This is a genomic window from Priestia sp. TRN 1309 (genome assembly GCF_050846875.1).
Lineage (GTDB): Bacteria > Bacillota > Bacilli > Bacillales > Bacillaceae_H > Priestia > Priestia zanthoxyli.
On sequence record NZ_JBOZGM010000006.1, the window covers coordinates 91,836 to 116,962 of the forward strand.

A 25,127-nucleotide genomic window follows, 5' to 3' on the forward strand; every position below is an offset into this window, starting at 1 on the left:
CTTTTTTGTCTTTATCTATTAAGCTGCACTTTTAACGTCTTTTCGTTTTTTCGTTTTTGTTGAACCTTTAAAGTAGCTGTCTAAAAGTTTTGCTACTAAACGAGCGATGATATTAAACAACAGAACCATAATGATTAGAATAGCAGCTGACTTTGTTGCAATCAATCTCGCATCAGGTACAATTCCTTCAGAGTTTAATTTCCAAATGTGGACGGCAAGCGTCTCCGCTGGTCGAAAAATATTAAACGGGTTTACAGGACTCGTTAAGTCGGCATTTGAATTTAACATCGGCGTCGTTAAGCCAGCTGTATAAATCAGCGCAGCTGCCTCTCCAAAGATTCGTCCCGCTGTTAAAATAACGCCCGTGATAATTTGTTGAATCGCTGATGGAATCACTACTTTAACAATTGTTTGCCATTTAGTCGCACCCAAGCCTAAACTCGCTTCTTTTACACTCGCAGGAACAGATGCAATCGCACTTTCACATACGCGCGTTAAACCTGGTAAATTTAAAATTGTAATCACAAGTGCTCCGCCGATAAGCGTATAGCCCCAGCCTGAAAATGTGACAAAAATTAATAATCCAAATAAACCAACTACAATGGACGGTAATGACGCCATTGTCTCAATACATAAGCGGACGAAATTTAGGAAACGACCTTGCTTCGCGTACTCCGCTAAGTAAATTCCGGCTCCTAAACCAAGAGGAATAGAAATGATCAGCGTTAAAACAAGCATGTAAAATGAGTTAAACAGCTGCGGTCCAATACCACCACCTGCCATCGTATTGCTTGGCTTTCCAAATAAAAAGTTCGGATCCCAAAATCCCCAGCCCTTGGCGATAATTTCAACAACTAAATACACTAATAGCGCCACAACTAGAGCGGCAATGCCATAAAAAATACCTGTCCATATATTATTTACTGTGCGTGCATTTTTGTTTCTCATTGATGAGCACCTCGTTTCCCAATTGCTCGGATAATTAAAATGAACACGAAAGAAATAAGCAGTAAAATCATGGCTAACGTCCACAATGCGTTATTCCATGCCGTTCCGTTTAACGTATTAGACATATCCATTGTTAAAATACCTGTTAATGTTGCCGTTGGGCTGTATAAGCTTTCAGGAAGCTTAACCGTATTTCCGATAACCATTTGCACAGCTAGCGCTTCTCCGAATGCACGGGCAAGCCCTAACACGATACCTGTTAAAATACCTGTTTTAGCAGATGGAATAATAACTCGGCTAATTGCCTGCCATCTTGTTGAACCTAGTCCATAAGAAGCTTCTAAATATTCAGGTGCTACGCTTCGAATTGCATCGTCAGCAATACTTGCAATTGTCGGAAGAATCATGACGCTTAAGACAATAATTCCGGCAATCAAACTAAAGCCCACTCCGCCGAAGTTATCGCGAAGAAGCGGCACTAAAATGGTAACCCCTAAAAGACCGTATACCACTGAAGGAACTCCGACTAAAAGTTCTAAAACCGGTCGTAAAACCGTTGAACCAAATTTAGGCGAAATATAGTTGTTAAAAATGGCAATAGCAATTCCAATTGGAGCACTTATAATAACGGCTCCGATTGATACAAGCATGGAACCTAGTATAAATACAAGTGCCCCGTATTCTTTATTGTTTGGGCTCCATTTTGTTGAAGTCAACATTTCACCGATTGATATATTGCTTTGTAAAAATGACTGTATGCCTTTTTCACAAATAAACACGATAATAGCTAACGTAACAAGTACAATTAAAATACCGCAAAATGTAGAAAGCGTACGGCCAATGTATTCGCTTTTTACATAATTAATGGATTTTTTCCCCTTCATCGCTCTGTCTCCTTACATATTCAGTATATATTCGCTTTTCTTTTTATTTGCTATATACTTTATTAACATTCAAATAGAATAAGACTGACTGTGTTAGTCAGCCCTATTCTTTTTAAAAACACTTTTATTTTTTGAATTCAGTCATTGGGATATACCCCATATCTTCTACTTGCTTAGCAAAGTCTTTACCAGATACATAATCAATGTACTCTTTTGCACCATCTTTTGGCTCACCGTTTGTAATCATGTACTCATAAGCCCAGAACGGATATTTTTCAGAAACAATATTTTCTGTTGTTGGCTCTACACCATCAATATTAAGCATTTTTAAACTTTCTTTTTTATCGCCAATTAAATACGACATAGCAAGGTAACTCACTGCTCCTGGCGTTGAGTTTACTGATTGCTCAACCGCTCCGTTTGAATCTTGAGCTGTACCAACGCTGTCATTTACTTTCGCGTCACCCATTAATGTTTTCTCGAATGTAGCACGTGTACCAGAAGATGCTGGACGGTTGATTACGTTGATTTTTTCGTCGTTTCCGCCAACTTCTTTCCAGTTTTTAATTTCGCCAGAGAAAATCTTTTGAATTTGCTCTTTTGTTAACGATTCTACTTTTACATCTTTATTTACAACAAGTGCGAACCCGATGCCCGCTACTTTCGTATCGACAAGTTTATCTGCTTTTGATTTATCTTCGATTTTATCGGCTGCTGGAACGTCAGAGTTTCCAATGTCAACTGCTCCTGATGCTACTTGGTTAACACCAGTTCCACTACCTCCACCTTGTACCGTTACTGAAAGGTTTGGATATTTTTCCGTAATTCCATTCGCTGCTTCTTCTGCAAGTGGTTGTAAAGCTGTAGATCCCGCCGCTGTTAACGTACCTGACACTTCTTCTTTGCTGCCCGAACCACTGTCGTTGCTTGCTCCGTCTTTACCACATGCTGCTAGTGCTCCTACCATTAAAAAAGCTGCTAATGTTACTTTAAAACCCTTTGTTTTCATTACATTACCCTCCAATAAATATATGTGTAATTAGTACTAGTCCTTTGTACTCGAACAACAGGTACAAGACACATTATACGAGTAGATTGTTGTCTTTATATGAAGTGAATTTTAAGTTACTGTAAACTTACTTATTTGGGGTTTATTTTTTCTTATTTCTATCCAAACCCTTGATATATAAGACTTTCTGAATATTACTGTAGAAGATACAACAGAAAGAAAGCCAAAACGTAAATTTTATGTAAATAAAGCGTTAAATAAATTTACATAAATCTCTTTTTTTACTACAGTGTAAATTCACCATCAAGCCATATTTTTCAATTTATTAGTACTTTTTATACATATCAAACAGAAGATTCCATCCAAAGCATAAATAGAACAGATATTTCCATAAAAAAAAGAAGGCTGCGATAGCCTTCTTTTTATTGATCACCTACGCGGCGAATCTTAATATTACTTAATAATTCATTGATAACATGACCGCCCATAATTAATCCCGCTACAGATGGAACAAAAGCATTAGAAGATGGGGGCATTTTCGCTTTTCGAATTTGCGCTTGATCGTTTCCTACTTCTTTGCGAACTTCTTCGCGAATAACGATTGGACGTTCATCAGAAAAAACGACGTTAATTCCTTTGCGAATTCCTTCTTTACGCAGACGAGTACGAACCACTTTTGCAATCGGATCTGTATGCGTCTTTGAAATGTCTGCAATTTTAAAACGTGTTGGATCCATTTTATTCGCAGCACCCATACTTGAAATAATCGGAATATCACGTTTTAAACATTCTTTCATTAAATGAATTTTATACGAAATCGTATCGGATGCATCCACTACAAAGTCCGGTTTGTAACTAAAGAACTCTTCATACGTTTCTTCCGTATAAAACATTTGAAGAGAAACGACGTCACAGTCTGGGTTAATATCCAAAATACGCTGTTTCATTAATTCTGTCTTGGGCTGACCTACCGTCGAAAGCAGCGCATGAATTTGACGATTTACGTTTGTAATATCAACATCGTCTTTATCTACAAGAATTAAACGACCTACTCCTGATCGAGCCAAAGCCTCAGCAGAAAACGACCCTACTCCTCCTATCCCTAAAATAGCAACCGTGCTGCCTTTTAAAGTAGCTAACCCTTCTTTTCCTATCGCCAGTTCATTACGCGAAAACTGATGCAACATGTTAAAACACTCCTCTATTAAATACACCAACGTGTATGATTAATTCAAATAAACAACGAAATTGACTATACCATATTTTTAGCAAAACGAACATGAGCATTCGATATTTCTCCATAAAAAAACTCTATGCAAATCATTACATAGAGGATTTCTTATATGTATGCTAGTCCCGATCGTGCCGTCTCGAGTGCCTTCGTTTTGAACCCGCTCTCGGCAGGTGGGTGCTCTGCTTTAACCATTGTAAGTCCTCGAGATGAGGCATGTACGCTCGTTAAAAACTCCGAGCTCCCAAGCAAAAAATTGTTCGGTCAAAACTGGATTAAGGACGAACACATCAGGACTATTTAGTTCTTGAAAGTATCTTATCACAGAAAAAATCACTTTGCAATTAATAAGTAAAACAAAAAAATCGAGCCTGTCGTGCTCCAGTGACAGGCTCGATTTAACAGATGGTTTAATCGATTACGCTTCTGTTTTTTGCCTTTTTACCTGCAAATGCAGCTCATCTAATTGCGCTTCACTTACTTCACCAGGTGCGTTTGTTAATAGACAGCTTGCACTTGCTGTTTTAGGGAAGGCAATTGTATCGCGCAAGTTTGTGCGTCCTGCTAAAAGCATAACCAAACGGTCAAGACCTAACGCAATTCCGCCGTGAGGAGGAGTACCGTATTCAAATGCTTCAAGTAAGAAACCGAACTGCTCATATGCTTCTTCTAATGTAAATCCAAGCGTTTTAAACATTTTTTCTTGAATATCACGCTCATAAATACGTAAAGATCCTCCGCCAAGTTCGTAACCATTCAACACTAAGTCATATGCTTGTGCACGGACTTGTCCAGGATCGCTTTCTAACATTGGTAAATCTTCACGAACTGGCATTGTGAATGGATGATGAGCCGCGTAGTAACGGTTGTCTTCTTCGTCATGCTCAAGAAGAGGCCAATCTGTTACCCATAGGAAGTTAAATTTCGTTTCATCAATAATCCCTTGTTCTTTTGCAAGCTTTAGACGAAGAGCGCCAAGTGCATCTGCTACAACTGACTTTTTATCAGCTACAAATAAAAGTAAATCTCCTTCTTCCGTTTGAAGAGCTTCAGCAAATTGCTTTTGCTCATCTTCGTTGAAGAATTTTGCAATCGGTCCTTTTAAGCCGTCTGCTTCAACTTTCAGCCATGCTAACCCTTTAGCACCGTAAATTTTCACGAACTCTGTTAAAGCATCGATATCTTTACGTGAATAGCTAGAAGCGGCACCTTTTACGTTAATCGCTTTTACTTCTCCGCCGTTTTCAACTGCTGCGCTAAATACTTTAAACCCGCAGTCTTTCACAAGCTCTGATAAGTTGACTAGCTCCATTTCAAAACGTGTATCCGGCTTATCTGAACCGTAGCGGCTCATCGCTTCATCATATGACATGCGCGGGAAAGGCGTCGTTACATCTAAATCTTTTACGTGCTTCATTACTTTAGACATCATTTCTTCCGTCATTGTCATGATGTCCTCTTGAGATAAAAATGATGTTTCAATATCGATTTGAGTAAATTCAGGCTGACGATCTGCACGCAAGTCCTCATCGCGGAAGCAGCGAGCAATTTGATAATAACGCTCAACTCCGCTTACCATTAACAGCTGCTTAAAGATTTGCGGTGATTGAGGAAGAGCATAAAACTCACCTTCGTGTACGCGGCTCGGCACAAGATAATCACGTGCACCTTCTGGCGTGCTTTTTGTTAAAATAGGTGTTTCAACATCTAAAAAGTCATTTTGATCTAAGAAGTCGCGAATTGTTTTTGTAATGTCATTGCGCATTTTAAGCGTGTTAAACATTTCAGAACGTCGAAGATCTAAATAACGATATTTTAATCGAACATCTTCTGATACTTCGGTTTGATCCGCAATGGCAAAAGGAGGTGTTTTGGCTTTATTCAACACCGTAATTTGCTCAGCGTGAACTTCAATTTTACCTGTTTTTAAGTTCGGGTTAACAGTTCCCTCTTCACGAGCTACAACAGTTCCCTGCACTTCCAGTACGAATTCATTACGTACATCTTCAGCAATTTTTAGCGCTTCAGCAGATTTTTCAGGATTAAATACAACTTGCACAACTCCGCCGCGGTCGCGTAAATCAATAAAAATTAATCCGCCTAAATCACGGCGCTTTTGAACCCATCCTTTTAATAGAACTGTTTCGCCAGTTGCTTGTTCTGTTACATCTCCACAGTAGTATGAACGTTTTGTCATCATGGTTCCCCCTTATACTTGTTCCTGCAAATAGCTAACCAATTGATCAATTGATACTTCTTGCTGTTCGCCAGATTCCATATTCTTTACGTTTACAACTTGTTTTGCTAGCTCATCTTCACCTAGAACAACAACAAATTTTGCTTGTACACGATCAGCTGCTTTGAACTGAGCTTTCATTTTTTTATCTTGATAATCTTTATCTGCTACAAAACCTGCACGTCGAAGCGTATTTACAATTGAAACAGATTTTTCTTTCGCCTCATCGCCCATTGTCACTACATAGCAATCTACGCCAGTTTCTACCGGAAGCTCAATTCCTTCTGCTTCCAATGCAGATAATAAGCGTTCAATGCTTAAAGCGAATCCGATACCTGGTGTTTCAGGTCCGCCGATTTCTTGAATCAGCCCATTATAACGGCCTCCGCCGCAAAGAGTTGTAATGGCGCCAAATCCTTCTGCTTCACTCATTAGTTCAAATGCTGTGTGATTATAATAATCTAACCCGCGTACTAGCGTCGGATCTACAACATAGTCAATGTCTAAATCGGTTAAGTACTGCTGTACTTTTTCAAAATATTCTTTTGAATAGTCGTTTAAATAATCAAGAATAGACGGCGCTGTAGCCATCAGTTCGTGGTCACGATCTTTTTTACAATCTAAAATACGAAGAGGATTTTTCTCCAATCGGCTTTGACAGTCGCTGCAAAACTCTCCGATGCGAGGTGCAAAGTGATCGATAAGTGCTTGACGGTGAGCTTGACGACTTTCTGTATCTCCTAAACTGTTAACAACCAGCTTTAATTTTTTTAATCCAAGCGATTGGTAAAAGCTCATTAACAGGGCAAGAACTTCAGCGTCGATAGCTGGATCATTTACCCCTAATGCTTCTACGCCAAACTGAACGAATTGACGGAAACGTCCCGCTTGAGGTCGTTCATAACGAAACATAGGACCGATATAAAACAGCTTTGTTGGCTGCGTTGGATTTCCAAACATTTTATTTGAAACAAATGATCGTCCAACTGCAGCTGTTCCTTCTGGACGAAGTGTTAAGCTGCGGTCGCCTCGATCCTTAAATGTGTACATTTCTTTTTGCACGATATCCGTTGTTTCTCCCACTCCGCGCAAAAATAATTCAGTGTGTTCAAACATTGGTGTACGAATTTCTTGGTAGTTGAACGCACGGCAGATTTCTCTTGCTCGCTGTTCAACAAACTGCCAATACTCTACTTTGCCCGGTAAAATATCTTGTGTGCCTCTAGGTATTTGAACTGACATAACGTGATATGCCTCCTATATTTAAAATTTACAATACAAAAAAACTCTCGCCTCTACTATTTTTCCATAGTAGGGACGAGAGTTAATCTCACGTGGTACCACCCTAATTGAAACATATGACATGTTTCCACTCATTTCGTTAACGCACGAACACGTTCATCTCCTACTAAGTTTCCCTTTTCAGAGTGAAGCCTCCTGAGTGTTCTTTCATAAAGTCATCATGTAGAAATGCTTTCAGCCTAAGACATTTCCTCTCTAGCCATGTGTCATCTTTACTACTTTTCTCGATCTTTGGCTTATCAATATAAAAATGTTATACATTCATTTTAATTTAGCAATTGCTTTCTATATTACGAATGAAATGAGCAGTTGTCAAGCACCTTTCATGTTAAGAGCGGTCTAATTGTTTTCTTAGTTTCTGAATATCTCGAAGCGTTAAACCAAATTCAGAAGCCAATTCAAGGGATGAAGCTTCACTTTCTCTATCAATAAAATCATGAAAATGAATGCCAAATACCGGATTTACCTGCTGAAATGATTGTTCACCTTTTTCACTAAACTTCATCGTTTCTTCCTCCCTGCCTACACTTACTTATCCTTTTATTAGCATTGCCCAAAAAAGATGTTTTTACATAAGAGAAAGGATTTTTTTTCTTTTCATCGAATACTCTATTTTGTTATAAAAAGGAGGTCTATCTATTCGCCATCTTAACATGAAGTCTGTATCTGTTTTGGCTGCAAGTATCCTTTTGTTACTGTGCTCTTCCTCATTTGAGCGCCCAAATGTACCGGTGCATCAACCCATTGTTGTAACAGCTGACTCTCTTCATGTACGCAGCGGTCCAGGACGTTCATTTTCAATTACAAATAAATTGACGAAGAATACAAGACTATCCGTTTCAGACCGTCAAGGAGATTGGTATTATGTAGAAAGCTCGGGTATTCAAGGCTGGGTGTTTAAAAAATTCACGAAAACCGTAGCGCTCCGCAGCGTTCAGCCCAGCATGCAGGTAGCGCAGCGCCAGCCTGTTTATACGCTGAGTAAAAGCTTGCAGCACCTAAAGGGCAAAACCATTATTATTGATGCAGGCCATGGAGGAAAAGACAAAGGAGCCATCGGCACACAGGGCACATATGAAAAAGATCTCACTCTCCGAACAGCGCTGATTTTACAAAACAAACTTCAAAAAGAAGGCGCACACGTCATTTTAACCCGCACCCGTGATGAGTACGTTCTACTTTCACAGCGCACGCTGCAATCGACTAAAGCAGATGCTTTTATAAGCGTTCACTACAACAGTACGAACAGCTCACAGCTAACTGGCCTTATGACGTATTATTATCATCAGCATCAGGACAGTCCACTCACACATTCTATTCATCAGTCACTCATTGAACATGCAAAATTGAAAGACAAAGGAGAACGATTTGGAAACTATTATGTTCTTCGCGAAAATACACGTCCGAGTACATTAATTGAACTGGGCTTTTTAAGCAACGAACGGGAAGAAACGTATATTAATTCCATCAGTTATCAGCAAATGATTACATCCGCTATCGCTGAAGGATTAAATCACTACTTTCAAAACAAAGAAAAAACGCAGACTCATCTGTGAGCCTGCGTTTTTTCTTTGCTTTCTACAATAAGTGTGACCGGTCCGTCATTCGTAAATGATACGTCCATCATTTCGCCAAATGCGCCGGTTTCTACTCGAATATTTTTCCCTGATAATACTTTATTAAAATAGTTGTAAATCGTTACAGCATGATCTGGCCTAGCAGCTTCCATAAAGTTTGGTCTTCTGCCTTTTCGGCAATCTCCGTAAAGCGTAAATTGAGATACCGATAAAATTTCTCCTTCTACATCTAGAAGCGACAAATTCATTTTGCCAGACTCATCTTCAAACACTCGCAAATTTACAATTTTGTCTGCTACATACTCTGCATCGGCTTCAGTATCCTCGTGGGTAATACCGACTAAAAGCATATATCCGTGCTCAATCTCGCCGACCGTCTCGCCTGCAACAGTTACTTTTGCATTCTTTGCTCTTTGTACGACTACTCTCATGTATAACGACCTTTCTTAATGCATAATTCGGCGAACTGAATAAATGTCTCGAAGCTGCTTAATGCGCTCGACCACTTTATGAAGATGACTGATGTTATGAATAGAAATTGACATATGAATCGTAGCCATTTTGTTTCGGTCCGATTTTCCTGAAACGGCTGAAATATTCGTTTTAGTCTCGTTTACAACCTGCAGAACTTCATTTAGTAAGCCTCGACGGTCGTAGCCCGAAATTTCAATTTCCACATTAAACTCTTTGCCCTCTTTAATATGTGTTTCCCACTCTACAGGAATAAGACGGCTTTCAGCATCATCTGTGTGAACGTTTAAACAATCTGCTCTATGAACAGATACTCCCCGCCCCTTTGTAATAAAACCAACAATCTCATCTCCGGGAACTGGATTACAGCATTTAGACAAGCGAATCAGCATGTTCTCTACACCCGGTACGATAACACCGGAATCTTTTCGTTTATGCTGGCGAACACGTTTAGCCGCAGTGTCGCGTGCAATGTCATCAATTTGGATCTCTTGTTCTTGATCGCGCTGCTTTCTCCACTTCTCGGTTAAACGATTAGCTACTTGAGCCGCAGTTAATCCGTTATATCCAATAGCTGCATACATATCATCTTCATTTGAGAAATTAAACTTCTCCGCTACTCGTTTGATATTATCAGCTGTTAATACTTCTTTTAAGTCAAACTCCATTTGACGAATTTCTTTTTCAACCAGCTCTTTGCCTTTTTCAATATTTTCATCGCGGCTTTGCTTTTTAAAGAATTGGCGAATTTTATTTTTGGCTTGAGACGTTTGAGCAAGCTTTAACCAGTCCTTGCTTGGACCATATGAATGCTTAGACGTCAAAATTTCGATAATGTCCCCCGTTTTCAAACGGTAATCAAGCGTAACCATCTTGCCGTTGACTTTTGCTCCAATGGTTTTATTTCCGATTTCAGAATGAATACGATAGGAAAAATCAATTGGAACAGAACCCGAAGGAAGCTCAATGACGTCGCCTTTTGGCGTAAAAATATAAACCATGTCAGAAAACAAATCAACTTTTAGAGATTCCATAAACTCTTCTGCATCGTTTGCATCATTTTGAAATTCTAAAATTTCTCTAAACCACGTTAACTTTTCTTCAAATGAAGCATGCTCAGCTGTTTTTCCCTCTTTGTAAGCCCAGTGAGCAGCAATTCCATACTCAGCAATTTGGTGCATGTCAAATGTTCGAATTTGAACTTCTAACGGATCACCTTTTGGTCCGATAACCGTCGTATGAAGAGACTGGTACATATTTTGTTTTGGCATCGCAATATAATCTTTGAAACGTCCTGGCATTGGTTTCCAGCACGTGTGAATAATCCCTAACACCGCATAGCAGTCTTTAATGCTATTTACAATAATGCGCACAGCTAGTAAATCGTAAATTTCATTAAACTGCTTGTTTTGCAGTGCCATTTTACGATAAATGGAATAAATATGTTTTGGACGTCCTGAAATTTCAACTTTAATCGACACTTCATCTACTTGCTCACGAACTTCATCAATAACTTCAGCCAAATATTGCTCGCGTTCCGCACGCTTTTTCTTCATCAAATTGACAATGCGATAATATTGCTGAGGATTTAAGTAACGTAAAGCTGTATCTTCAAGCTCCCACTTAATTTTTGAAATACCAAGACGATGAGCAAGAGGAGCAAAAATTTCAAGCGTTTCATTTGAAATGCGTCGCTGCTTTTCCTGCGGTAAATGCTTCAGCGTACGCATGTTATGAAGACGATCCGCAAGTTTGATCAGTATGACTCGAATATCTTGAGCCATTGCCACAAACATCTTGCGGTGATTTTCAGCCTGCTGCTCTTCTTTAGACTTATATTTAATTTTTCCAAGTTTCGTTACGCCGTCTACTAGCATTGCTACTTCTTCGTTAAAAGCTTTTTCTAAATCCTTTAGTGTTATCTCTGTATCTTCGACCACATCATGTAGAAATCCAGCTGCAATTGTTGCTGGATCCATATCTAGATCAACTAAAATTCCTGCGACTTGAATCGGGTGGATAATATATGGTTCACCCGACTTGCGATATTGTTCTTTGTGAGCTTCTTTTGCAAAATCATATGCTTTTTGTACAAAAGCCACGTCTTCTTCATTTAAATATCGCTTCGTATTGTCAATGACCTGTTCCGCTGTTAGGACTTGCTCATTTGCCATGAAATCACCTTTTATCAACTAGCATTTTTAATTCATATTGTAACTATTATCTTGAAAAAATCCAAGGATGTAAAGCCTTTGCGTCTAATTTATGAAATTTACATCATTTCCATTTTACGTATTCACGTTTTTTAACGAAAAAAGAGCACCTGTATCAGGTACTCTTTTTTATGTGATCGTTCTTCTTAATACGTCATTAATGTGAATACATCGTAACCTTCTAGTTTGTCACGGCCGTCAAGGTAAGAAAGTTCAATTAAGAACGCAGCTCCAACAACAATTCCGCCTAATTCTTCAACAAGCTTAATTGTCGCTTCAATTGTACCGCCTGTTGCTAATAAATCATCTGTAATCAACACGCGCTGACCTGGCTTAATTGCATCTTTGTGAATCGTTAATACGTCTTTACCGTATTCTAAACCGTAATCTACTTTAATTACTTCACGCGGTAATTTTCCTTCTTTACGAACAGGTGCAAAGCCGATACCTAACGCATATGCTACCGGACAACCAACGATAAATCCGCGAGCTTCCGGTCCTACGATAATATCAACTTGTTTATCATTGGCATATTTTACAATCTCATCCGTTGCGGCACGGTATGCGTCACCGTTATCCATTAATGTTGAGATATCTTTAAATGTAATACCTGGTTTTGGCCAGTCAGGTACAATTGTAATATAATCTTTAAAATTCATTCTAATGTTGCCTCCTCATTCAATCGAACGCTTAAAAATATCTTGAAATTGATTTTTAAGCTGTACATATGACGTATAAATAAAGTTTTTTTCTATTTCAATCTGCTGCTGCTTTTGGCGATAAGTCGCAGATTCTATTAAATCACGTTTCGTAGAATTTTTCACTAACGAAATTAAGCCATTGTTTATTGTAACAAATTCTAACTCAAAAAACACCTTTGCCATAAAATCAATCGTTTCTTTCGACCAGCCCTTATGAATTGCTAAATCTTCTTTGTAGCGTTTTAAATCAAAAGGACCCTTTTTCGCTAAAAAGCCGTAGAACCACTTAAAGTGATCGCGAGTTGGGATTGTATCAAAATAATGGTCTTCTTCCGTTAAGAAAATAGCGTATATCCTAGAAGGAATACCTTGGACAAACAAAGCTTCAAGCCACTTCTGTGACGGAGGCAAATCTAATAAAACGATCTGTTCTCCTGCAAACATGCATGCTTTTGCCTGTTCTTCATTTTGAATAAGAACAACATGTTCCATCGGCAGCATCGACTTGTATTTATCAATTGTTGAATCGTGAAAAGCAACAACTTTCATTTGATCTGTGAATACCTGTTCAAAGAAACGTTTGACATCAACCGCGCTGCGATAATCAAACATCTGCCACTCATCTACAGAGATATCTTCTACCATCAGCTGCGGTTTGCGCATATTGTTCCACTCATTAATGGATAGTTCACCTACTAATGATACCTTAGCTATAGGAGATACTTCATCTAATATATAGCCTAACCCAAATCCTACTGCATCAACCGATACACCGCTGTCTTCAAATACGAGTTTTAAATGATTTTTATTCGCACCAATTTTCCGCATAGATGTTGTATGAACATCTTTAATGAGAACTTTTGGCTTCGGATTATGCATACCAAATGGAGCAAGCGCACTCATTTGTTCAATGTTTTCCAGCGTAATTTCCTCTGTTTTGCATACTGTATCAACTGATGTAATTGGAATAAAGTCCTGTTGAGTTAACACGTTGCTTGCTTGTTCATTAAGGCGTCTGCGCAGTTCTTCTACATCCTCGCTGTTTAACGTCATGCCGGCTGCCATTGGATGCCCTCCAAAATGCGGCAAAATGTCACGGCATTTAGATAAGTTCGCGAATAAGTCAAAGCCTTGGATACTTCTTGCTGAACCTTTAGCAATACGGTTTTCAGAGTCAACACTTAATACAATTGTTGGTCTGTAGAACTTTTCTACGAGCCTAGAAGCAACAATTCCAACAACGCCTGCATTCCATCCTTCTCCCTCTACAATAAGAACGCTATTTTCATCCGGAGGATACATACTTTCAACAAATTCAACGGCTTCTTCCGTAATATCGTTTACGATTTGCTGCCTTTCCTTGTTTAACGCATCAATTTCTTTAGCTAAACCTTTTGCTTCTTCAGCATTTGTTGTCATAAGCAAATGAACAGCTGGATCAGCATCTTGAAGACGTCCTACTGCATTAATGCGAGGAGCCATGGCAAATCCAATTGTATCCTCAGTAATTTCTTCGCGTTTTACTCCACATACGCTCAGCAGCGCTTCAATTCCAGTACGCTTCGTGAGCTTGAGATAGTCAAGACCTTTGCGAGCAATTAAGCGGTTTTCGTCGACTAAAGGAACTAAGTCAGCAATCGTCCCAATCACTGCTAGTTCTAACAAATGTTCCGGAAGCTCCCCTAACAGCGCATGAGCAAGTTTAAAAGCAACTCCTACACCTGCCAGTTCTTTAAATGGATATGTACTGCCCGGCAGCTTTGGATGAATAATTGCATAGGCATCGGGTAAAACCGGACCCGGCTCGTGGTGATCAGTAATAATTAAATCAAAATCTAATTCACGTGCATACGCCGTTTCTTCGACTGCCGAAATACCTGTGTCTACCGTAATCACCAGCTGATAGCCGCCTGCGTTTATTTTATCAAATGCTGCCTTATTCGGCCCATAACCTTCTGTAAAGCGATTAGGAATATAAAAATCAGTATCAGCGCCGAGCTGCTGTAAAGCAGATAACATAACTGAAGTACTGCTGACGCCGTCCGCATCGTAATCTCCATAGATCATAATTTTTTCATTATGATCAATTGCTTGCTGAATACGAGCTACTGCTTTGTCCATATCGTGCAATAAAAACGGATCGTGGAACGTTTGTGCATCAACGTGTAAAAACTCACGTGCCGCTTCTACTGTTGTCATGCCTCTATTAAGTAATAACGAAGCTACTAGAGGTGTAATATTGAGGTTTTCTACAAATTCATTAACAAGTTGTTCATCACATTCTTGAACATTCCAACGTTTTTTTGACTGTAACATGTCTCTTCACCCCTTAACCCACATTATTATACTAGAGTGGATGAAATGGAGCAACGAAAGAAAATAAGCATATTTTTCTGACAGTGCGCCTTAAATTTTCACGTACAAAAAAACGTGCGAACACTTCGCACGTTTTTGAATTACTTGCTTTCTACTTCTTTTTGTTCCTCACGCTTCAACTGTTTACCTTTCCACACAAGCCATAGCTGCGCAGCAATAAACACAGATGAATATGCACCAAGAATTAAACCTACTAACAGGGCAATTGAGAAGTTTTGAATGGACTCACTTCCGAATACAAGAAGTGCTACAACTGCAATCACAACTGTTAACACGGTATTCATCGAACGAGTAAACGTTTCGCGTAAACTTAGATTTACGATAAATGCTAAATCGTCAAACGTTTTGGATTTAAATTTCTGCATATTTTCACGAATGCGGTCAAACGTAACGATTGTATCGTTAATTGAGTAACCAACAATCGTCAAGACAGCGGCGATAAACGTTAAATCTACTTCTAACTTTGTTAAGCTAAAGACCGTAACGATAAAGAACGCATCATGCAGCAGAGCAAGCACGGCTGCAAGCGCCATGTAAAACTCGAATCGAATCGTTACATAGATGATAATTCCAATTGAAGCAATCACGATCGCCATCATTGCATTTTTCGCCAGTTCTTTTCCAACTGTCGGCGAAACGGTGCTTACGTTTGGTTCAGAACCGTATTTGTCTTTAAAGTGGTCTTTTAAATTAGCAATTTCTTTTTTATTCAAGACCCCAACTACACGTACGACACCCGTATCATTACTTTTTCCTGTAATAACTATGTCATCCGTTTTGATATCAAGAGACTTCATTTCACGCTGTATCTCAGCCTGCGTAACGGTATGATTTGCGGGAATCTCTATGCGAGTTCCGCTCGTAAAGTCAATACCGAGGTTCAGCCTAAACACAGCAACCGAGATAATACCGATAATCACGAGCACGCTTGAGAATGTGAAGAACGCTTTACGGTATTTAACAAAGTCAATTTTATCCCACGCTGTAGGTAAAACGGTTGTGCCGTCATCTTTGCTTAAATCGTGAATTTGCTCTTTCTTCACGCCAAAGTAGCCTGGTTTTTTATCAAACCAGCGGCTGTTTACTAAAAGGCTCATTAATAAACGCGTACCGTATACGGCCGTAATAAAACTTAGCACAATCCCAATCATTAATGTTGTTGCAAATCCCTTTACTGAACTTTGACCATAAAAGAACAGTACAAGAGCCGCTAACATTGTTGTAATATTGGCATCAAAAATGGTCGCAAGTGAGCGACGATTTCCTGCCCGGTAAGCCGATATAACAGACCTTCCTGTTTTCAGTTCATCTTTAATCCGCTCGTAGGTAATAATATTCGCATCTACTGCCATACCTACGCCGAGAATAAGAGCCGCAATCCCTGGAAGCGTCATAACCACGTGCATCCAGTCAAATACAACTAAGTTTAAGTAGATATAAAAACTGAGTGTAATAATGGCAACAAGCCCCGGTAAACGGTAGAAAAACAGCATGTAAAGGAAGATAATTCCGATGCCGATAATACCCGCTAATATAGTCGTATGAAGAGCTTCTTCTCCAAACTGAGCTCCAACGGATGTAGAGTATAGCTCATCTAATTTAACTGGCAGCGACCCGGCATTTAACAATTCCGCCAGCTGCGTTGCACTTTTCACTGTGAAGTTTCCACCTGAAATTTCAACATCTGGCTGTGTTAACACGCTGCTAACAGAAGCTGCAGACAGGTACTTCGGATTTTGTTTTGCTGATTCTTTTTGGTACGAGTCTTTTCCTTCTTCATAATCCAGCCAAATGACAATTAAATTGTTAGGTGCTGGTTTTTGAGAAAGCTCTCGCGTAATCTTTTCAAATTTTTTCGCATTTTTTAACTTTAGTGAGACGCTAGGCTGATTGCTTTGGTCAAACGATTGCTTTGCTCCGCCTTGCGCTAAGTCTGTACCATCCATCAGCACCTTATCGTTCACGTCACGGAACGTTAAGTTTGCTTGAGTTGATAACAGATCCCTGGCTTGCTTTTGATTCGTGACACCAGCTAGCTGAACACGGATGCGGTCGTTTCCTTCAATTTGAATGCTGGGCTCACTAACTCCCAGTACATCGACACGTTGACGCAGCGCTTCAACCGTGCTGTTAAGTGCCTTTTTGTCAATGACATCGCCTTTTTTAGCTGGACTGACTTTATATAAAATTTCAAATCCACCTTGAAGGTCGAGGCCAAGTTTAATATCTTTTGTAATTCCAGTCATCGTTGTTCCGATTGTACTAAACACAAGCAGTACTAAGAGGAAAAAGGCAACGATACGTCCTCTTTTAACCATCGACAGAAAATCCTCCTTCTTATGTAAAAAACATGAAATGATAACAATAGATAAATGACCAATCTAATTATCATTCATAACCTAATGTCTGTCAAATAAAGACCTTATCAAATTTTAATACATGTATTTTACAAACTCTACTTTAATAATTCTTTCCAGTCTTCTCCATTATTAACACTTGAGAACATATCAGATTTATAAGATTCAATGGTTACATAGCTCATCACCTGCGTGATCTTAACAGATAAAATATCATTTACAACTTGATGGAGAGATAGCTCCTTTTCTTTTTTCCATTTTTTCATTTCCAAATAACTCAATAAATCGTTCTCCGTTACTTCTTCATATCCGAGCATATGAAATTCTTCCATTTTGCTGGATACGACAGGCTGTATAAGTTCTTTCGAAGCTGAAATAAATGGATGTGTCATATTGATCCTCCTTTCCGTTTGACATTTTGCGTAAAATTTCTTTCTCGTATGAGGAATACTTGTCATGCTTGGACACCGACGGCGCATATATTCACTGTATAAACCTCAAGAAAGCAGTGAGTATATGTCTAAATTTTTACAGGGAACTATTATTTTAATAATTGCTGGCTTAATTACACGTGTACTCGGGTTTGTCAATCGAATTGTGGTGGCTCGAATGATTGGAGACGAAGGTGTGGGACTTTATATGATGGCGGTCCCCACGCTGGTATTAGTAATCACCTTAACACAGCTTGGGCTACCGGTTGCCATTTCAAAGTTAGTGGCAGAAGCAGAAGCTTTAGGTGACAGGCATAAAATAAAAAAAATACTTGTCGTCTCTTTAAGTATTACGTGTACGCTGAGCGTTTTATTTACGCTCGGACTAATATTATTCGCTCCCGTTGTAGCAAAAACCTTCTTTACAGATTCACGTACGATCTATCCGCTGCTTGCGATTATTCCTGTTATTCCGATCATCGCCGTGTCGTCTGTCATTCGCGGATATTTTCAAGGAAAGCAGCAAATGAAGCCCGCTGCTTATTCTCAAATTATTGAACAAGTGGTGCGAATTACGTTAATTGCTGTCTGTACAAAAGCATTTTTACCTTATGGAATTGAGTACGCCGCGGCTGGCGCTATGCTCTCTTCGGTATTTGGAGAGCTCGCTTCCCTGTTTTACATGGTGTTTATGTTCAAGCGAAAGAAGAAAATAACGGTAAGACGAAAATTTTTTGCTTCTTTACATGCGGGCAAAGATACGTTCCTTGACTTAATGCGAATCGCTCTTCCCACGACAGGAAGCCGCATGATTGGGTCAATTTCTTGGTTTTTAGAACCTATTGTAGTAGCTCAAAGTTTAGCAATTGCAGGAGTAGCGACAGCGGTAGCAACGAAGCAGTACGGAGAATTAACAGGCTTTGCACTCCCTCTCCTGATGCTGCCTTCTTTTGTAACGGTGTCTCTATCCACTTCTTTGGTTCCCGCAATCAGTGAATCTCTTGCACAGAATCAAATGAAACAAATCGAATATCGGCTTCATCAAGCTCTCCGCTTGTCGTTTGTAACAGGCGGACTGGCCGTTGTTGTTCTTTATGTATTTGCTAATCCGGTAATGGAATTGATGTATGGTTCTGACAAAGCTGCTATTTTTGTCAAAGTCATGGCGCCTTTTTTTATCTTTTATTACTTTCAAGGGCCGCTTCAAGCTGTTCTGCAGGCGCTAGACCTTGCAAAAGCCGCCATGATTAACAGTTTTATAGGAGCAGCGGTCAAAACGTCTCTTATCTTCTTACTCGCAACTCAGCCCAATCTAGGCATTATGGGAGCTGGCCTTGCAATTGTTGTGGGAATGATGCTTGTCACTCTTTTACATCTGTCTACGGTCATGAAAAAAATCACGTATAAGCTTCATGTGTTTGAGTATCTTCGCAGCTTTGCTGTAATGGGCATATCAGGCTTTATTGGACACTTTGCTTATATGAACCTTTTCACTTCCATCCCGTTAAGCTTACGAACCATTTTATCAATTGCACTGACAAGCTTTGTATATGTACTGTTTTTGCTGCTTTTTAGACTGATAACAAAAGAAGAATTAAATCGCTTTTCTGTTTTACGTTATTTTAAACGAAAATAAAACGCGGAGCACTCCGCGTTTTATTGTTTCACATCTATTAAATCTATAAAAAATTTTCCGTTGTCGTAGCTGCAATATGAAATCTTGTCTAAGTTTGAATGCCCCAGTTTCTCTAACTCCTGCCTTAACCATTCCGTTGTTTTATGTTCATGCAACAGATGCTCTTCTTGAATAACGCCGTCAATGATAAAAGGCAAATTCAAATTGCCTTTTTTACCTGATTGCTGATCTTTTTCAAACACGGATAGCCTTCCTGAAGATTCTAAAATAGCAAATTCAACATCAGCTACATTTTTTATATTTTTATCTCGTAGCTGCACAAGCAAATCATTGAAGTTATATCGCTGCCTTTTCATTTCATGTTCATTTATTTTTCCATTTTCAATGATAATACTAGGTTTACCATCAATAAAATTTCGCATTCGATTGCTTTTAAGAGACCATATAGCTAAACCAATTTGAATAATAAGAAGCGTTAACATCGGAAGAATTGAATACAGCAAAGGATCTTTTGGGTTTTCAATAGCCATTACTGCCATTTCAGCAATCATAATAAAGACAACTAAATCCAAAATGCTCAGCTCTCCTATTTCCCTTTTGCCCATAACGCGAAAAATAATTAAAACTACTACATACAAAAGCACGGTTCGCGCAACCATGATTAATAGTTCCACTGCAAAGACCTCCTTTATGTATTCCCTTGTAGTTTGTACCATTTATTTTAAAATAGCCTTACTTTTATGCGTCTATTTTGAAGTCATCCCGAATATGCTCGTACTAAGGGTTCACCTATCTTTTTATTTCATGAGGGGGAAACAAGTTGGGTGCAAAACGAATGAGCAACGCTGTATTTGCAGGGGTAGCAACAATCTTAGTGATGGCTTTAGCGATTAGCATTATCTTTTCGCTTATTTTAAAATTCACATCGCTTGAAGAACAGTCCGTACGTTTATTTTTACTTATTCTCTCATTTATTACACTGTTTATCGGAGGATTTATCGCGGGAGGACGAAACGGTTCAAAGGGACTGCTTGTTGGAGGAGCCACTGGTATTTCTTATTCTTTTTTAATGTTTTTGCTGCAATTCCTCGGCTATAGTCACCTGTTTTCTGCACAGCAGCTTTTATTTCACGCTGGGTTTATTGGAGTCGCTATTCTCGGGGGAATTGTTGGCGTAAACATTTCCGGTTCACGAGAAGCATAAAAAAACGTCACGTACATGTACGTGACGTTTTTTTATTAATCTACGCTTCTTACTTCACGAATAGCATTGCGGTCAAATGTTAATTTTGAACCGTCAGTGCTGCGAACCACAACTTGTGACTCATCGATTGCTTCTACCAAACCGTGCATACCGCCAATTGTAACAATCTTATCACCTTTTTTAAGTGCTGATTGCATTTGCTGTACGTTTTTTTGACGTTTTTGCTGTGGACGGATTAACAAGAAATAGAAAATGACAAACATTAAAAGTAATGGCCAAATATTTTGTAAAACACCCATGAAAACTCCTCCTTTTATTTATATTATCAACAGGTACTCATTCATAAATTTGATGAAAATTCCTGTAGTGACCTAGAAATTCTTTGCGTCTGGGCCGTTAAACCCATATTTTTCAAAGAACTCATCGCGGAAATCGCCAAGTCGGTCTTCGCGAATGGCTTCACGGACTTGCTCCATTAAGTTTAGCAGAAAATATAAGTTATGGTAAGATGTTAAACGAATTCCAAACGTTTCATTACAGCGAATTAAGTGGCGAATATACGCTCTTGAATAATTTTGACATGTGTAGCAGTCACAGTTTGGATCAATCGGACCGAAGTCTTCTGCATATTTGGCATTTTTAACAACAAGACGACCTTCACTTGTCATAAGCGTTCCGTTACGTGCAATACGCGTTGGTAATACGCAGTCAAACATGTCAATCCCGCGAATTGCCCCATCAATTAACGAGTCAGGTGATCCTACTCCCATTAAATAACGAGGTTTGTCAGTTGGCAAGTATGGCGTCGTAAACTCTAGCACACGATTCATCACATCTTTTGGCTCTCCAACTGACAGGCCTCCCACAGCATAACCTGGGAAGTCCATTGATACTAAATCAGCTGCACTTTGACGGCGTAAATCTTCAAACTCTCCGCCTTGAACAATTCCAAAAAGACCTTGGTCTTGAGGGCGGCTGTGAGCCTCAAGGCATCGCTCTGCCCATCGGCTAGTACGCTCTACTGAACGTTTTAAGTAGTCATACTCTGCTGGATAAGGAGGGCATTCATCAAATGCCATCATAATATCAGACCCAAGCGCATTTTGAATGTCCATCGCTTTTTCTGGAGATAGGAAAAGCTTGTCTCCATTCAAATGGTTGCGGAAATGAACGCCTTCTTCTTCAATACGGCGCAAATCGCTTAAACTAAAAACTTGGAAGCCGCCTGAATCTGTTAAGATAGGACGATCCCAGTTCATAAATTTATGCAGACCACCTGCTTTTTTAACAATTTCATGACCTGGACGAAGCCATAAATGGTACGTATTACTTAAAATAATGCCTGCCCCCATTGCTTTTAAATCTTCCGGAGACATTGTTTTTACTGTAGCTAATGTGCCTACTGGCATAAAAATAGGCGTTTCAAATGAACCATGAGGCGTGTGGACAATACCTAAACGCGCTCCTGTTTGTTTACAAGTTTTTATATGTTCGTAACGAATTGCTGTCATTGATGTATTCCTTTCATGTTAAATTACACGATTAGCATCGCGTCGCCGAAGCTGAAAAAGCGATACTTCTCTGCTACAGCTTGTTCATAGGCAGAAATGACGTTTTCTCTTCCTGCTAAGGCACTTACAAGCATAATGAGCGTAGATTTTGGAAGATGGAAGTTTGTAATCATTCCATCAATTGCTTTAAATTCATACCCTGGGAAAATAAAAATATTGGTCCAGCCTGAAGAAGCAACAAATTTTCCGTTATGCTCAGTTGCAATTGTTTCAAGAGTACGGGTAGAAGTTGTACCTACTGAAATAATGCGTCCGCCTTTTTCGCGTACGCTGTTTAGTAAAGCCGCGGTTCCTTCACTCACTTGATAAAACTCTGCGTGCATATCGTGCTCTTCTAAGTCGTCAACGCTGACTGGACGGAACGTACCTAATCCGACATGAAGCGTTAAAAATGCAATATGCACACCTTTTGTTTTTAACTGTTCAAGCATCTCTTCTGTAAAGTGAAGACCTGCTGTTGGCGCTGCTGCAGAACCTTGCTCACGGGCAAAAACCGTTTGATAGCGCTCTTGATCATCCAAACGTTCTTTAATATAAGGCGGCAGCGGCATTTCTCCTAACTGTTCAAGCACCTCATAAAAGATGCCTTCATAGTTGAATTCTAGCAAACGTCCGCCTTGATCGCTCGTTTCTTTGCATACAGCAGTCAGACGTCCGTCACCAAACGAAATAACCGTTCCTTCTTTTACTCTCTTAGCCGGTTTTACAAGCGTCTCCCACGTATCGCCTTGTGTTTGTTTTAAAAGCAATACTTCAATATTAGCACCTGTATCTTCTTTTGTGCCAAATAAACGTGCAGGAAGAACACGCGTATCGTTTAACACTAAACAATCTCCTTCTTGCACATAATCAAGAAGGTCATGAAACATATGATGTTTCACATTTCCTGTTTCTTTGTTTAATACCATGAGTCTTGATGCATCTCGCTGCTCAAGTGGTGTTTGCGCAATCAATTCTTCTGGTAAATGAAAATCAAATAAATCTACTTTCAAAATGTTCACCTGTTTCTACTTAATTATTTAAACCTGCCAATTACATAAAAAATAAGTGATAACACAACGCTTACTAGGATACATGTCACAATTGGGAAATAAAAGGTTGTATTTCCTTTTTTAATAAAAATATCGCCAGGAAGCTTGCCAACGAACTGCCATAACAGCCCAATGACTACTAAAATGCCTCCTAATGTGATCAGCATCTTAGGCATATCATTCACTGATCAGGCACCTCCAGCTGAAAATGATCATAAACCAAAGGAGTCACAATTCGTCCTCGAGGCGTTCGCTGCAAAAAGCCAATTTGTAGTAAATAAGGCTCGTATACATCTTCAATCGTGTGAGATTCTTCACCAATAGTAGCTGATATTGTATCTAAGCCTACAGGCCCGCCTCTAAATTTTTCAATAATCCCTCTTAATAATTTATGGTCAATATGGTCAAGACCTAAACGGTCCACCTGTAACATTTCTAATGCTTCAGTAGCAAGGGTTTCAGTTATAGCTCCGTCTCCTTTTACCTGGGCAAAATCTCTGACTCTTCGAAGCAAGCGGTTCGCAATACGTGGAGTTCCTCTAGCACGCCTAGCCATCTCAAACGTCGCTTTCTGATCAATCTCTACATCTAAAATAGCTGCTGTTCTTTCTACTATCGAAGCAAGATCTTCTTCTTGATAGTATTCCAAACGGCTTAAAACGCCGAAGCGATCACGTAAAGGAGAAGATAAAAGCCCTGCTCTTGTTGTTGCACCTACTAGCGTAAACGGAGGCAAATCAAGACGGACAGAACGTGCACTCGGCCCTTTTCCAATCACAATGTCCAAACAGAAGTCTTCCATTGCTGGGTACAGTACTTCTTCAACAGAACGATTTAATCGATGAATTTCATCAATAAAAAGCACATCTCCAGGCTCTAAGCTGGTTAAAACCGCGGCTAAGTCGCCTGGACGCTCAATGGCTGGCCCTGAGGTCGTTCGGATTTGCACGCCCATTTCATTAGCGATAATAGTGGCAAGGGTTGTTTTACCTAATCCTGGAGGACCATATAAGAGCACGTGATCTAACGTTTCGCTTCGCATTTTGGCAGCTTTAATAAAAATGTCAAGATGGGATTTTACTTTATGCTGACCAATATACTGCTGTAAGGTTTGCGGCCGCAAACTTTGCTCGATGATTTCTTCTTCACCAAGAACATCTCCCGTTACAATACGATCGTCCATTTTACTCCTCCCTTACTTATTGTTTCAATAATCGTTTTAGCGCTTCTTTAATATACTGATCTGTTGTCATCGTTTCCTTCATTAAAGCTGGAACAATTTTTTTGATTTCTCTTTCTGCGTAACCTAATACTTTAAGTGCTTCAATCGCTTCATCGAGTGCTTCTGAACTTTGAGATTTGACTTCTTGTGCGTCCAAATCTGCAAATAAAGAAGGAACGGCATCTGGTACAATATCATGCAGCTTTCCTTTTAAATCTAGAATCATCTGTCGAGCTGTTTTTTTACCTACTCCTGGAAACTTAACTAAAAACTTCTCGTCTTCCTCCTCCACAGCTTGGACAACCTGCGCTGGATTACCTGACGCTAAAATAGCTAAACCGCCTTTTGGGCCGATTCCTGACACGCTAATTAACTTCATAAATAAATCCTTTTGTTCTCGCGAAGCAAACCCGTAAAGTGCAATTACGTCTTCTCTTACATATTGATAGGTGTAAACCGTTTTTGGTTGTTCATCAATTGAAAACACGTATGGATTCGGCGTAAAGACCTGATAGCCTATTCCGTTGTTTTCAATTACTATATACTCAGGATTTATATATGTAACCGTGCCTTTGATATAATCAAACAATAAGCTCTCTCCTTACTCACGTACGCGCGGGCAGTGACCTTCCATCTTACCTATGAAGAGTCCTGCCCGCATCGTTCTCTATTTTCCTTTACAGTTCCTTTTAAAAAGACGTTCAAGAGAACGTTCGCCTCTTTTCAT

23 protein-coding genes, 1 other RNA gene and 1 other annotated feature are annotated in these 25,127 nt (G+C 39.4%); of the genes, 3 read left to right on the forward strand and 21 right to left on the reverse strand.

Features of this window, described 5'->3' with window-relative positions; translation table 11 throughout:
* Positions 1-18: 18 nt before the first annotated feature.
* The 8 genes from pstA to ACRPLQ_RS22010 all read right to left on the reverse strand — a co-directional run bounded on the left by pstA (position 19) and on the right by ACRPLQ_RS22010 (position 8,115).
* Positions 19-948: a phosphate ABC transporter permease PstA gene (gene pstA, locus ACRPLQ_RS21975; protein WP_025750576.1), complete on the reverse strand. Its 930-nt coding sequence runs from the start codon at positions 946-948 to the stop codon at positions 19-21.
* A complete protein-coding gene (gene pstC / locus ACRPLQ_RS21980) occupies positions 945-1,832 on the reverse strand; it encodes a phosphate ABC transporter permease subunit PstC (RefSeq protein ID WP_013059300.1) in 888 nt (295 codons plus the stop codon). The genes pstA and pstC overlap by 4 nt, the downstream gene beginning before the upstream one ends.
* A 124-nt stretch (positions 1,833-1,956) precedes the next feature.
* A complete protein-coding gene (locus ACRPLQ_RS21985) occupies positions 1,957-2,841 on the reverse strand; it encodes a phosphate ABC transporter substrate-binding protein PstS family protein (protein WP_028411686.1) in 885 nt (294 codons plus the stop codon).
* A 422-nt stretch (positions 2,842-3,263) separates the two neighbouring features.
* Positions 3,264-4,028: a tRNA threonylcarbamoyladenosine dehydratase gene (locus ACRPLQ_RS21990; protein WP_028411687.1), complete on the reverse strand. Its 765-nt coding sequence runs from the start codon at positions 4,026-4,028 to the stop codon at positions 3,264-3,266.
* A 162-nt stretch (positions 4,029-4,190) separates the two neighbouring features.
* Positions 4,191-4,372, reverse strand: a non-coding RNA gene (gene ssrS, locus ACRPLQ_RS21995) — 6S RNA.
* 118 nt (positions 4,373-4,490) lie between these two features.
* On the reverse strand, positions 4,491-6,269 hold the full coding sequence (gene aspS / locus ACRPLQ_RS22000) for an aspartate--tRNA ligase (RefSeq protein ID WP_165635129.1): 1,779 nt from the start codon (positions 6,267-6,269) through the stop codon (positions 4,491-4,493).
* Positions 6,270-6,281: 12 nt separating this feature from the next.
* Positions 6,282-7,550, reverse strand: a complete 1,269-nt coding sequence (gene hisS / locus ACRPLQ_RS22005; RefSeq protein WP_028410586.1) for a histidine--tRNA ligase — start codon at positions 7,548-7,550, stop codon at positions 6,282-6,284.
* Between the two features lie 68 nt (positions 7,551-7,618).
* Positions 7,619-7,851: a binding site (T-box leader), on the reverse strand.
* 87 nt (positions 7,852-7,938) lie between these two features.
* Complete coding sequence (locus tag ACRPLQ_RS22010) at positions 7,939-8,115, reverse strand: hypothetical protein (protein ID WP_013059305.1); 177 nt, start codon at positions 8,113-8,115, stop codon at positions 7,939-7,941.
* 166 nt (positions 8,116-8,281) lie between these two features.
* Between ACRPLQ_RS22010 and ACRPLQ_RS22015 the strand changes: the two genes are divergently transcribed.
* Positions 8,282-9,166: an N-acetylmuramoyl-L-alanine amidase gene (locus ACRPLQ_RS22015; protein ID WP_223546263.1), complete on the forward strand. Its 885-nt coding sequence runs from the start codon at positions 8,282-8,284 to the stop codon at positions 9,164-9,166.
* Here the strand turns inward: ACRPLQ_RS22015 and dtd are convergent.
* From dtd to ACRPLQ_RS22045, 6 genes are all read right to left on the reverse strand, one after another.
* Positions 9,157-9,618: a D-aminoacyl-tRNA deacylase gene (gene dtd, locus ACRPLQ_RS22020; protein WP_028411689.1), complete on the reverse strand. Its 462-nt coding sequence runs from the start codon at positions 9,616-9,618 to the stop codon at positions 9,157-9,159. The genes ACRPLQ_RS22015 and dtd overlap by 10 nt on opposite strands.
* Before the next feature lie 15 nt (positions 9,619-9,633).
* Positions 9,634-11,832 (reverse strand): RelA/SpoT family protein, encoded by a 2,199-nt coding sequence (locus ACRPLQ_RS22025; protein WP_013059308.1) that lies wholly within the window; start codon positions 11,830-11,832, stop codon positions 9,634-9,636.
* Positions 11,833-12,017: 185 nt separating this feature from the next.
* Positions 12,018-12,530, reverse strand: a complete 513-nt coding sequence (locus ACRPLQ_RS22030; RefSeq protein ID WP_165635128.1) for an adenine phosphoribosyltransferase — start codon at positions 12,528-12,530, stop codon at positions 12,018-12,020.
* Between the two features lie 15 nt (positions 12,531-12,545).
* Positions 12,546-14,888 carry a single-stranded-DNA-specific exonuclease RecJ gene (gene recJ / locus ACRPLQ_RS22035; protein ID WP_028411690.1) on the reverse strand — a complete coding sequence of 781 codons (2,343 nt, stop codon included), beginning with the start codon at positions 14,886-14,888 and terminating at the stop codon, positions 12,546-12,548.
* A 140-nt stretch (positions 14,889-15,028) separates the two neighbouring features.
* Positions 15,029-17,266: a protein translocase subunit SecDF gene (gene secDF / locus ACRPLQ_RS22040; RefSeq protein WP_328170660.1), complete on the reverse strand. Its 2,238-nt coding sequence runs from the start codon at positions 17,264-17,266 to the stop codon at positions 15,029-15,031.
* A gap of 137 nt (positions 17,267-17,403) precedes the next feature.
* A complete protein-coding gene (locus ACRPLQ_RS22045) occupies positions 17,404-17,697 on the reverse strand; it encodes a post-transcriptional regulator (RefSeq protein ID WP_028411692.1) in 294 nt (97 codons plus the stop codon).
* 64 nt (positions 17,698-17,761) lie between these two features.
* Here ACRPLQ_RS22045 and spoVB point away from each other — a divergent pair, with 64 nt between their 5' ends.
* Positions 17,762-19,372 carry a stage V sporulation protein B gene (gene spoVB / locus ACRPLQ_RS22050; protein WP_028411693.1) on the forward strand — a complete coding sequence of 537 codons (1,611 nt, stop codon included), beginning with the start codon at positions 17,762-17,764 and terminating at the stop codon, positions 19,370-19,372.
* 20 nt (positions 19,373-19,392) lie between these two features.
* Here the strand turns inward: spoVB and ACRPLQ_RS22055 are convergent, their stop codons facing one another.
* Positions 19,393-20,046: a DUF421 domain-containing protein gene (locus ACRPLQ_RS22055; protein WP_028411694.1), complete on the reverse strand. Its 654-nt coding sequence runs from the start codon at positions 20,044-20,046 to the stop codon at positions 19,393-19,395.
* Between the two features lie 146 nt (positions 20,047-20,192).
* On the opposite strand from ACRPLQ_RS22055, the gene ACRPLQ_RS22060 reads away from it, so the two are divergent.
* The gene (locus tag ACRPLQ_RS22060) at positions 20,193-20,576 is read left to right on the forward strand and encodes a TIGR04086 family membrane protein (protein WP_034265495.1); all 384 of its coding nucleotides are present in this window, start codon (positions 20,193-20,195) and stop codon (positions 20,574-20,576) included.
* 35 nt (positions 20,577-20,611) lie between these two features.
* On the opposite strand, the gene yajC is transcribed toward ACRPLQ_RS22060, so the two are convergent.
* The 6 genes from yajC to ruvA form a co-directional block, all read right to left on the reverse strand.
* Entirely contained in the window at positions 20,612-20,875 is a 264-nt protein-coding gene (yajC, locus tag ACRPLQ_RS22065; RefSeq protein ID WP_028411695.1) for a preprotein translocase subunit YajC, read from the reverse strand.
* Between the two features lie 72 nt (positions 20,876-20,947).
* Positions 20,948-22,087: a tRNA guanosine(34) transglycosylase Tgt gene (tgt, locus tag ACRPLQ_RS22070; RefSeq protein WP_013059317.1), complete on the reverse strand. Its 1,140-nt coding sequence runs from the start codon at positions 22,085-22,087 to the stop codon at positions 20,948-20,950.
* 23 nt (positions 22,088-22,110) lie between these two features.
* Complete coding sequence (queA, locus tag ACRPLQ_RS22075; protein WP_028411696.1) at positions 22,111-23,139, reverse strand: tRNA preQ1(34) S-adenosylmethionine ribosyltransferase-isomerase QueA; 1,029 nt, start codon at positions 23,137-23,139, stop codon at positions 22,111-22,113.
* Positions 23,140-23,162: 23 nt separating this feature from the next.
* Positions 23,163-23,363, reverse strand: a complete 201-nt coding sequence (locus ACRPLQ_RS22080) for a DUF2905 domain-containing protein (protein WP_028411697.1) — start codon at positions 23,361-23,363, stop codon at positions 23,163-23,165.
* Positions 23,360-24,361 carry a Holliday junction branch migration DNA helicase RuvB gene (gene ruvB, locus ACRPLQ_RS22085; protein ID WP_028411698.1) on the reverse strand — a complete coding sequence of 334 codons (1,002 nt, stop codon included), beginning with the start codon at positions 24,359-24,361 and terminating at the stop codon, positions 23,360-23,362. The genes ACRPLQ_RS22080 and ruvB overlap by 4 nt, the downstream gene beginning before the upstream one ends.
* A 16-nt stretch (positions 24,362-24,377) precedes the next feature.
* A complete protein-coding gene (gene ruvA / locus ACRPLQ_RS22090; RefSeq protein ID WP_028411699.1) occupies positions 24,378-24,989 on the reverse strand; it encodes a Holliday junction branch migration protein RuvA in 612 nt (203 codons plus the stop codon).
* Positions 24,990-25,127: the final 138 nt, after the last annotated feature.